Below are 10395 nucleotides of genomic sequence, written 5' to 3'. Positions count from 1 at the left end.
CTCGAATTTCGCTTAAAACTAACTGTAAATCACCGATGAATTACCGAGATGAACTATTGGCAGCATAGAAATTTACACAATGTCTAACTTTACCGTTGCACATCAGCCGGGCGCTTCACCGATGTTGCCTTGCACACCGCTCTCAACCCGTCTCGCTCCGCACACTGTACGACAACGTACTCATCACAATCTTAGTTGACGCCACGCAAAGCAAAGGTCTATACTAATTCTAACAACGAAAGCTACGGGAGGAATTGCGCAGTGATTGAATTGAAGAATGCCGATTTACGGATAAAATTGAATGAAAGCGGTGCCGAACTGACGAGTGTGGCCGCACCGGAAGATGGCTTGGAATACATCTGGCAAGCGGATCCGAAGTTTTGGGGCCGCCACGCACCAGTGTTGTTCCCAATTGTTGGTCGTTTGAAGGATGACCAGTATCAGTTGAATGGCGAGACTTACCAGATGACACAGCATGGCTTTGCGCGGAATCAGAAATTTCGGGTATTGGACCACGATGACACCCACGCGGTTTTTCAGTTACAGGCTTCTGACGAAACATTAGCGAAGTATCCGTTTGAATTTGACCTACAGATTTCCTTTACGTTAGATGCTCATACGTTATCCGTAGCTTATCAGGTGACGAATCCTAACGATCAGACCATGCCGTTTTCAATCGGCGGACACCCAGCGTTTAACGTGCCGTTGAATCCGGTTGAAGGTGACTTTTCCGATTATCATTTAACCGTCGCACCTAAGAAGGTTTACCCTCAAGTACCATTGGTTGGACCATATAATGATCACCAACACGAAAAAATGTTGAATTTAACCACACCATTAACACTAGATCACGATTTGTTTGATCAAGACGCACTGATCTTAGATCTTGACCACGTGGAGACGACCTTGATGCTTAGCACGCCGTTAAACGACCATGGCGTGGCGCTCACGGTTGAAGACGCACCTTATGTTGGTATCTGGTCACCATACCCTAAACAAGCGCCATTCGTTTGTATCGAGCCTTGGTGGGGAATCGCGGATAGCCTTGAGAGTGATGGTGACTTTAACCACAAACTTGGCATCCAAACCTTACAGCCACAGCAACAGTTCACTGCAAACTACCAAATTCGGTTCTTTTAGGTGAAAGCACTAAATCTTTGATTAAAATCTAACAAAAAAGGAGCGATGTCGTTTGACATGGCTCCACTTTTGTTAGACCCTTAAATGGTCTACTTCTGTTGTTGTCGTTGACGATGCCGGTAGCCGAGGCCAAACGAAACCATATTTTCGGTTCCAGCTTTGATTCGGCTAATATTGGTTCGGTGTCGGTAAAAAACGAAAATGGTGAGGCAAACAGCAACGATCGTGAGGTAGACATCGTGAAACAGGATGCACATAATCACGATGATTGTAAAAGAAATCATTGACGCCAGGCTCACCATACTGGTTAAATAGATAAGGCTGACAAAACATGATGCCGCAATGACGAAGAGTAAGGGATTGTAAGCGAGTAACATCCCCGCGCTGGTTGCAACGGCTTTACCACCTTTAAAATGGTCGAAGATCGATACGGTATGGCCAAGAACGGCCATTAACCCGAATAAGAGCGGCGTTGCCGTTCCCAGGCCCGTAGAAAGATGAAACCAGGTTGGTAATAAGGTTGCGACTGAGCCTTTAGCGATGTCCAAAACAAGAACAGTGGTACCGGCTACTGGTCCCAGCACCCGAAACGTGTTGGTCGTGCCAATGTTGCCCGAACCAGCCGTTCGAATATCGGTGTGAAAGAATCGTTTACCGACCCAGACACCGTTAGGAATTGCGCCTAAGAGGTAGGCGAGGATTAAAAATAGCGCTAGTTTCAAGATCTATTCCTCCAATTGTGCATGATGACAAGTCACTGGCTAATATTTTAGCATGTTTCATGGGACTTAACATTGAATTTTTAAAGGAATCACAAAATCGCACTGATCCAAAATGAATGAGTTGAAAGGAGTCTTTTTAGTGGCGAGTAAAAAAGCAACGTATGACGCGTCGTCTATTCAGGTCTTAGAAGGCCTTGAAGCCGTTAGAAAGCGCCCCGGAATGTACATCGGTTCCACCGATGGCCGGGGTTTGCATCACTTGGTTTACGAAATCGTGGATAACGCCGTGGATGAAGCGTTAGCCGGTTTCGGGGACGAAATCAACGTGGTGATCGAAGCGGATAACAGTATTACCGTAACCGACCATGGTCGGGGCATGCCGGTGGGGATGCACGCTTCTGGTAAGCCAACCCCTGAAGTGATCTTAACGGTCTTACATGCCGGTGGTAAGTTTGGTCAAGGCGGCTATAAAACCTCTGGTGGCCTTCACGGAGTTGGGGCCAGTGTTGTTAACGCCTTGTCTTCTGAGCTAACGGTGACGATTGTTCGAGACGGCCAACTTTATGAACAACAGTTTAAAGATGGCGGTCACCCAATCACCACGTTGGTGAAAAAAGGGAACACTCGGAAACCAACTGGGACCAAGCTGCATTTTAAGCCCGACTCAAGCATCTTTACGACCACGGTCTACAATTTCAACACTTTAGCGGAACGGCTTCGGGAATCAGCCTTCTTGTTGAAGGGCGTTAAGATCACGTTGACGGATAAGCGTCACGATCAAGAACGTGAAGAAGTTTACCACTTCGAAGACGGCATCAAGGAATTTGTCTCATACTTAAACGAAGACAAAGAAACCTTAGGGGACGTGATGTACTTCGATGGCACCAAAGATGGTGTTGAAGTGGAAGTTGCCGCGCAGTATAACGATGGTTACTCTGAAACCATTCTCTCTTTCGTGAACAACGTTCGGACCAAGGACGGTGGGACGCACGAATCTGGGATGAAGAGTGCCTGGACGAAGGCCTTCAACGAGTATGCCCGTAAAGTTGGGTTGTTAAAGGATAAAGATAAAAATCTTGAAGGTGCTGACGTTCGTGAAGGACTGGCAGCGGTCATTTCGTTACGCGTGCCTGAAGAACTGCTTCAGTTTGAAGGTCAAACTAAAGAAAAGCTGGGAACACCTGAAGCTCGGACTGACGTTGATAGCGTGTTGAACGAACAGTTGGGTTACTACCTAATGGAAAATGGTGAATTTGCCCAAATGCTGATTCACAAATCGTTACGCGCTCGCTCTGCCAGAGAAGCTGCCCGGAAAGCACGGGATGAAAGCCGGTCTGGTAAGAAGCACAAGCGTAAGGAACGCTTACTGTCTGGTAAGTTGACGCCAGCCCAGTCAAAAAACGCCGATAAGAACGAACTCTTCCTTGTCGAAGGGGATTCTGCCGGCGGCTCTGCTAAACAGGGCCGGAATCGGAAGTTTCAGGCGATTCTGCCATTACGTGGGAAAGTCCTGAACACCGAAAAGGCGAAACTTGAAGACGTCATGAAAAATGAAGAGCTCAACACCATGATCTACACGATTGGTGCTGGCGTTGGAGCGGACTTTAACATTGTGGACGCTAACTACGACAAGATCATTATCATGACCGATGCCGATGATGATGGTGCCCACATTCAAACCCTGTTGTTGACGTTTTTCTACAAATACATGCGGCCAATGATCGATGCTGGTCGAGTGTACATTGCCCTACCGCCGCTGTACATGATTCAAAAGGGTGCTGGTAAAAAGCAAACTGAAGATTACGCCTGGACAGACGATGAATTAGCCAAGCGGACTAAGGCTTAAAAGGGTATAAACTCCAGCGGTTCAAGGGGCTTGGTGAAATGGACGCCGAACAGTTGTGGGAAACCACGATGGATCCCGATGCGCGGACGTTGGTTCGAGTTCGTATCGATGACGCCGCTTTGGCAGAACGCCGAGTGACCACGCTGATGGGTGACAAAGTTGAACCACGGCGGAAATGGATCGAAGAAAACGTGGCGTTTACCATGGAAGAAGAGGGCAGCATCTTGGATAGTAACTTAGCCAATGCCGCTCACGATACCACGACGGCGCAATAAGCAATCTTCACTGTGAAAGGAGCGTTTTAAGTGGCGGGAACAAAGATACAAGAACTGACTTTAGAAGAAGTCATGAGTGACCGGTTCGGCCGTTACTCAAAGTCAATTATTCAAGAACGGGCGTTACCGGACATCCGTGACGGCTTAAAACCCGTTCAACGGCGAATCTTATTTGCCATGAACAAGGATGGCAACACCTACGACAAACCCTTTAGAAAGTCAGCTAAGGCTGTGGGGAATGTTATGGGTAACTTCCACCCCCATGGGGATAGCTCGATTTACGAAGCCCTCAACCGGATGAGTCAGGACTGGAAAGTTCGTGAACCATTGGTTGAGATGCACGGGAACAACGGCTCCATGGACGGTGATCCGCCTGCTGCCATGCGGTATACCGAAGCCCGGTTAAGTAAAATTGCCGGTGAGATGTTAAAAGACATTGATAAAGACACCGTTGATATGGTGTTAAACTTCGATGATACCGAATACGAGCCAACCGTCTTGCCAGCAAAGTTTCCGAACTTACTAGTTAACGGGGCAACCGGGATCTCGGCCGGTTACGCAACGGACATTCCACCGCACAACTTGGGTGAAGTGATTGACGCGTTGATTTACCTGCTGGGACACCCGAACGCCGATTTAGATCAACTGATGCAATTTGTTAAGGGCCTGATTTTCCAACTGGCGGCATCCTTCAAGGTCTTGATGGCATCAAGAAGGCCTACGAAACTGGTCGTGGCCGGGTCGTCGTGCGTTCACGAACGGCCATTGAAACCCTACGTGGGAATAAATCACTGATTCGCGTCAGTGAGATTCCATACGAAGTTAACAAGGCCGCGTTAGTTAAGCGAATCGATGAACTCCGGTTGCTTAAAAAAGTGGATGGCATCTCGGAAGTTCGGGATGAATCTGACCGGGATGGCTTGTCGATTGCGATTGAGTTGAAGCGTGACGTTGATGCTCATGGGATTTTGAACTACCTGTTTAAAAACACCGACCTGCAGGTGACTTACAACTTCAACATGGTGGCTATCAACCACCGGCGGCCAGAACACGTGTCGTTGAAGACGATTCTGAGTGCCTACTTGGAACATCAACAAGACGTCATTGCTCGTCGGACCAAATTTGACTTGGATAAAGCGTTGAAACGGCAACACATCGTTGAAGGGTTGATCAAGGCTTTATCGATTCTTGATGAAGTTATCAAGACCATCCGTGCCAGCAAAAACCGTAAAGACGCCCGCGATAACTTGATGTCAGCTTACGATTTCTCTGAAGCGCAAGCCGATGCTATTGTGGCCTTGCAACTATACCGGTTGACCAATACTGACGTGACGGCGTTAGAAGCTGAAGCTGCTGAACTCGCCAAGGCAATTGACAGTTACCAACGGATTTTAGCGGACCCTAAAGAACTGAATAAAGTGCTACGTCAAGAATTACGGGAGATCAACAAGACCTACCGTAACGATCGCCGAACTGAGATTCAGGCTGAAATTACACCATTGACCATTTCAACCGAAGTCATGGTGCCTGATGAAGACGTGGTTGTTTTGGTCAGTCGGGATGGCTATCTGAAACGCAGCGGGGTCCGGTCGTATAATGCGTCCGATCCTGAAGATAACGGACTCAAGGAAGACGATTACCCAATCTTCACTGAAAAATTGAGTACGTTAAACCACCTCTACATGTTTACGAACAAGGGGAACTTGATTTATCGACCAGTGCACGAAATTACGGATGCGCGCTGGAAGGAAACTGGTGAACACATTTCGCAAACGATTGGGTTGGCGGATGATGAACAAATTATTGCCACCTACGCTTTTGAGGATCTCAAAGCACCGGGTGAATTCTTGATTGCAACCGATGACGGGTACGTGAAGCGAACCGAGTTTAAGTCGCTCTTACCTGGCCGGACGTACAAGAGCCGGGCAATTGTTTACGAAAAGCTCAAGCATCCAGAGGCTCACGTGGTTGATGTCACGTATCTAGCCAAACCAGAGGAGACATCGATTCTATTGATGTCAAAACTGGGCTTAGCGCTTCGGTACGATTTAGCGGAAGTGCCAGTTAACGGTGCGCGAACGACTGGGGTTCGGTCAATGAACCTTGGTGACGGTGATCAAGTCGTTGATCTGCAACTGGTAACGGATGCGGACACGGTCAGCTTGATTACCCAACGCGGTGCCTTCAAGAAGATGGCGGCTAAGGAAATCTCAGTCACCACTCGTGCGCGTAAAGGGGTCCAAGTATTACATGCTTTGAAGTCCAAGCCACACGAAGTCGTTGACTTTATTAAATTAGCGGATGCAACGGCCGCTTTGGAAGTCATTACTGATCGTCGCCGAATGCACGATATTTTACCGGCGGAACATCCGCTTAATAATCGCTATTCCAACGGCTCATTTGTGATTGACACAGAATCCGAAGGTGTCCCAGAAATCCTGCGATTAAAACCCACTATTTTAACATTGTCTTAAATTTTATTAGTAATCCGTTATTTTTAGATTACAATAATTGCGTATTTGCTCAAAGATGGTTATTATAGCTTTGATAAATAAACTTTCAAAGACAACCAATCATTTAGGAGGCTTCCCCCATGAAAAGCAAGCAAGAAAGCATCTTTTCATCGAAAACGCTCACTTACTTTTTACAATTATCCGAAACAATGAACTATACGCAAGCTGCTCAAATTTTAGGCATCACGCAACCAGCTTTGACCCAACAAATTAAGAAACTGGAACGGACCGTTGGCGCCCGCCTGTTTTACTCCGTTGGTAAAAAACTGCGTCTAACGGATGCTGGGTACACGATGCTTGATGCGACCCATAAGATTTATGACGTGTTAAACGATGCAGCCGATGAGATCCAACAATCAACTAGCGCAACGCAAGGTGATATCAACGTTGGGATCTTAGCATCCGTTGAAGACAGCGTGTTTGAAGACTTTACCATTCAATCTTACCGAGAAAACCCAGATGTGAAGATCACCCTTCACATGCTGACTCGAAAAGAAATTTGGGACAAGTTGGAAAACAACCAGATTGATCTGGCCATCATGTACTTACCTGATGAATCCATCAAAAACTGGAAGCCGTACGAATCGAAGCGGATCATTAGTGACGACCTGTTATTCATTCACCACGACGAAAAGCTCAGCAAGAAGAAGCGCATCAAGTTTGCGGATACGCCAAGTCGTCCTTGGACCACGTACCCAACTAACTACTACTTGAACCACGTGATGCGTGAAGCTTACAAGAACGCCATGGTTGACTTACCAGTGAGCGTGTCACAGTTTACGACACCTCAACAGCTGTTACGGTTTTCAACGCAGACCGGTGCTTACACGGCATTGCCAAACTCATTCGTGGTTGGCCAAGGCCCACAAGAAAACACTTGGACGGCGCGGTTTGAACCTAACATTCGGTTTGAATTAGCTTTGTCTTCCGCTCAGGTAAGGATCGGATCCCCCGCATCGGCCATTTCTTAGCTCAGTTTGATCAATATTTGAAGACCAAGGATTATCTTGCTCGGTTGCAAGAAATTCAGCAAAATAAGTAAAATCATAGTAAAATAAGAGTGTTCGTATTTTATTATTTTGAGGAGCGATCAATTTATGTCAAAGGAACTCGTTTTTGGGCACAAAAGTCCTGATACCGACGCATCGTGGCGGCTAAGGCTTACGCCTACTTACAATCAAAGTTAGGTTACGACACTGAAGCCGTTGCGCTTGGCGAACCTAACATGGAAACTAACTTTGTTTTAAACCACTTCAACGAACCAACCCCACGGATCGTTAAGACGGTTGCTAACGAAGTGGATGCTGTAATGTTAGTCGATCACAATGAACCACAACAAAGCGCCGACGATATCGCCGACGTTCAAGTGACACACGTGGTTGACCATCACCGGATCGCTGATTTTAACACGGCAGCACCTTTGTACTACCGGGCCGAACCAGTTGGCTGTACCAGCACGATCTTGACCAACATGTTTGCTGAAAACAAGGTTGAGATTCCTGCGCAATTGGCTGGTTTGATGTTATCTGCTATTATTTCAGATACGTTGTTGTTACAATCACCAACCACCACTGATAAGGACCGCGAAGCCGTTAAAGCCTTGGCTGAAATCGCTGACGTGGACTACCAATCATACGGTATCGAAATGCTGAAGGCTGGGACTAACTTGGCTGCTAAGAGCGATGCCGAATTAGTTGCTGCTGATGCTAAGTCATTTACCATGGCTGGCAAGAACGTTCGTATCGACCAAATCAACACGGTTGACTTGAACGACGTTATCAGTCGTGAAGCTGGCATCAAGCAAGCGATGGCTGACGAAGCCGCTAAGGAAGGTTACGACTTATTCTTAGTTTTGGCAACGAACGTGCTTGATAGCAACTCCGAATTATTCGTCTATGGCGAACCTAAGGACGTTGTTGAAAAGGCCTTTAACACCACGTTGAAGGACGACAAAGCCAACTTGCCTGGCGTGGTTTCACGTAAGAAGCAAGTTGTCCCACCATTGCAAACGGCATTTGGTGCTTAGTCACAACTGAATTAATGCGTTAAATTAAAAAGAGTGCTATAACCTCGGTGGAGGTGTAGCGCTCTTTTTGGGTTTAACGACCAAGTTAAGTCGGTGCTAAATTGAAAACACTAATGAAAAAAGCGGTGTTCTGTGGTTGATGACTGAAAAAAGACGCGAAAAACGGGTAACTTAGTTGATTACCGCTAGCAATTATTTGACTATCCTAGTAAAATGTAATATAGATGTTATAACATGTAATAATTAAAACTCGGTTTAAAACTAACCGCTAAAGAGGTCTGTGCAATGTACCGTTACTTTATCCAACCCCAACTTAATAAGTTTACCAAGTCGTTATTCGGGTATGAGTTCTTGATCCGTAAATTTGATGACCAGCACTGGATCTTACCGGAAGACTTTAATGCGATTTTAGTAGACGTTCAAGCGGTACTGCTTCAGCAAACTGCTGGCAAATTGGCCCTTAAGATCAGCTCCGTGTCCTTTAATCTGAATCGAACGCAGTTTATAAACCCGGAAATGGCGGATGCGTTAGCGAAGGTTCAGTTGGCGTTGTACCCAGTGCGTCTGATCGTTGAAGTGACCGAAGAACCAACGGATAAGGGTATTTCCAAAGCACAGGTAGCCGCTGAAGTGAGCTATTACGATCAACATGGCATTCAAATCAGTCTTGATGATGTTGGTAGTGGGAATAATACGTTGGCCAACGTTGAGTCGTTTTTACCACTGGTGCACGAAATTAAGTTTGCGATGCAAAACTTTCGGCGTGAGGGTCGGGCAGCGAGATCCCAGAACAGCTAGTTCATTGGCAAAAAATTGCTGATCAGTACAAATTGCGATTTGTTGTGGAAGGCATTGAAACGATTGAAGATGACCAGTTGTTGGATCGACTGGAGATTCCCTATCGTCAAGGTTATTACTATGGTAAGCCGCATTTGTCTGATTAACTAACCAATGATTTATAGATTGATGTTATACTAGAATTAGCAAAACTAATCAAATGTGTGAGAAGGCCTGTCATGTATCGTTACTTTATCCAACCCCAACTTAATCAAGATACTCGATCGCTGATTGGTTATGAAATGCTGATTCGCAAGTATGAAGACGATCGTTGGATCCTACCACAGCATTTTGCAACGATTCCGGTTGCCATTCAAACTCGGTTATTGGCTCAGGTTGCACAGCAATTAGCCTCAAGATTGGGTCAGTGTCGTTTAATCTAAATCGGACTCAATTCGTGAACGCTGAAATGGCGGCGGCGTTGATTCAAGTACAGCATGCTATTTATCCCGTGACCTTAGTTGTCGAAGTGACGGAAGAGCCTGGTGATCAGGATGTCAGTTTGTCGCAGCTTCAGGAGCAGATTACCGCGTTTGCGGCGCATGGCATCCAATTTAGTTTGGACGACGTGAGTACGGGTGATAATCGGTACGCGCAAATCAAGCCGTTGCTGCCACTCGCCAGTGAGCTAAAGTTTGCGATGCAAAATTTTCGGACTGAACAACGGGCTAAGGAAATTCAACCGGCCTTGCAGTTCTGGCGTCAGGTAGCGGAGCAGTATAATTTACGGTTGATCGTTGAGGGTATCGAAAATGCAGATGATGAGCAATTGTTAGATCAGTTAGAATTACCGTTTCGCCAAGGTTACTATTACGGGCGACCACATTTGTTTGACTATTAGCCTAAATCGATTTTAAAACGAGGCACTTTTTGAGGATTATCCTTGAGAAGCGCTTTTTTGATGTACAAGTGTAATTTAGTGTGAAGATGAGGTAATAGAAAACGGATTATTATGATGTTTTAAATGATTAAATCAGATAAATTCATTCATGAATTGGGTATTATATAACACTGGAACGGTTAATATTTTAATAAA

5 protein-coding genes and 4 pseudogenes are annotated in these 10395 nt (G+C 46.1%); 8 read left to right on the top strand and 1 reads right to left on the bottom strand.

Annotation, left to right across the window (positions count from 1 at the left end):
• Positions 1-261: 261 nt before the first annotated feature.
• Positions 262-1140: an aldose 1-epimerase family protein gene (locus JCM2765_RS01595; protein WP_054732960.1), complete on the top strand. Its 879-nt coding sequence runs from the start codon at positions 262-264 to the stop codon at positions 1138-1140.
• Between the two features lie 89 nt (positions 1141-1229).
• Here the strand turns inward: JCM2765_RS01595 and plsY are convergent, their stop codons facing one another.
• Positions 1230-1862, bottom strand: coding sequence for a glycerol-3-phosphate 1-O-acyltransferase PlsY (gene plsY / locus JCM2765_RS01590; RefSeq protein ID WP_082404944.1), 633 nt, complete (start codon positions 1860-1862; stop codon positions 1230-1232).
• A 112-nt stretch (positions 1863-1974) separates the two neighbouring features.
• Here plsY and parE point away from each other — a divergent pair.
• The 7 genes and pseudogenes from parE (at position 1975) to JCM2765_RS01560 (ending at position 10200) form a co-directional block, all read left to right on the top strand.
• A pseudogene (gene parE / locus JCM2765_RS01585) lies at positions 1975-3983 on the top strand (DNA topoisomerase IV subunit B).
• Positions 3984-4055: 72 nt separating this feature from the next.
• Positions 4056-6457, top strand: a pseudogene (parC, locus tag JCM2765_RS01580) (DNA topoisomerase IV subunit A).
• A 119-nt stretch (positions 6458-6576) separates the two neighbouring features.
• Positions 6577-7538: pseudogene (locus JCM2765_RS01575) on the top strand (LysR family transcriptional regulator).
• A 55-nt stretch (positions 7539-7593) separates the two neighbouring features.
• Positions 7594-8522 (top strand): annotated as a pseudogene (locus JCM2765_RS01570) (manganese-dependent inorganic pyrophosphatase).
• A gap of 285 nt (positions 8523-8807) precedes the next feature.
• Positions 8808-9320, top strand: coding sequence for an EAL domain-containing protein (locus tag JCM2765_RS01565; RefSeq protein WP_225351911.1), 513 nt, complete (start codon positions 8808-8810; stop codon positions 9318-9320).
• A 218-nt stretch (positions 9321-9538) separates the two neighbouring features.
• Positions 9539-9742 carry an EAL domain-containing protein gene (locus tag JCM2765_RS18925; protein ID WP_369404025.1) on the top strand — a complete coding sequence of 68 codons (204 nt, stop codon included), beginning with the start codon at positions 9539-9541 and terminating at the stop codon, positions 9740-9742.
• Positions 9727-10200 (top strand): EAL domain-containing protein, encoded by a 474-nt coding sequence (locus tag JCM2765_RS01560; RefSeq protein WP_369404024.1) that lies wholly within the window; start codon positions 9727-9729, stop codon positions 10198-10200. The genes JCM2765_RS18925 and JCM2765_RS01560 overlap by 16 nt, the downstream gene beginning before the upstream one ends.
• Positions 10201-10395 lie beyond the last annotated feature (195 nt).

The sequence above is a fragment of the Secundilactobacillus similis DSM 23365 = JCM 2765 genome, from assembly GCF_001311075.1.
Taxonomy (GTDB): domain Bacteria; phylum Bacillota; class Bacilli; order Lactobacillales; family Lactobacillaceae; genus Secundilactobacillus; species Secundilactobacillus similis.
This window is presented reverse-complemented; position numbering and strand designations above follow the sequence as displayed.

What these genes read in the sequence shown, in the direction of transcription:
- JCM2765_RS01565 (WP_225351911.1), top strand. Translation starts at nt 8,808, where the DNA reads ATGTACCGTTACTTTATCCAACCCCAACTTAATAAGTTTACCAAGTCG.
- JCM2765_RS18925 (WP_369404025.1), top strand. Translation starts at nt 9,539, where the DNA reads ATGTATCGTTACTTTATCCAACCCCAACTTAATCAAGATACTCGATCG.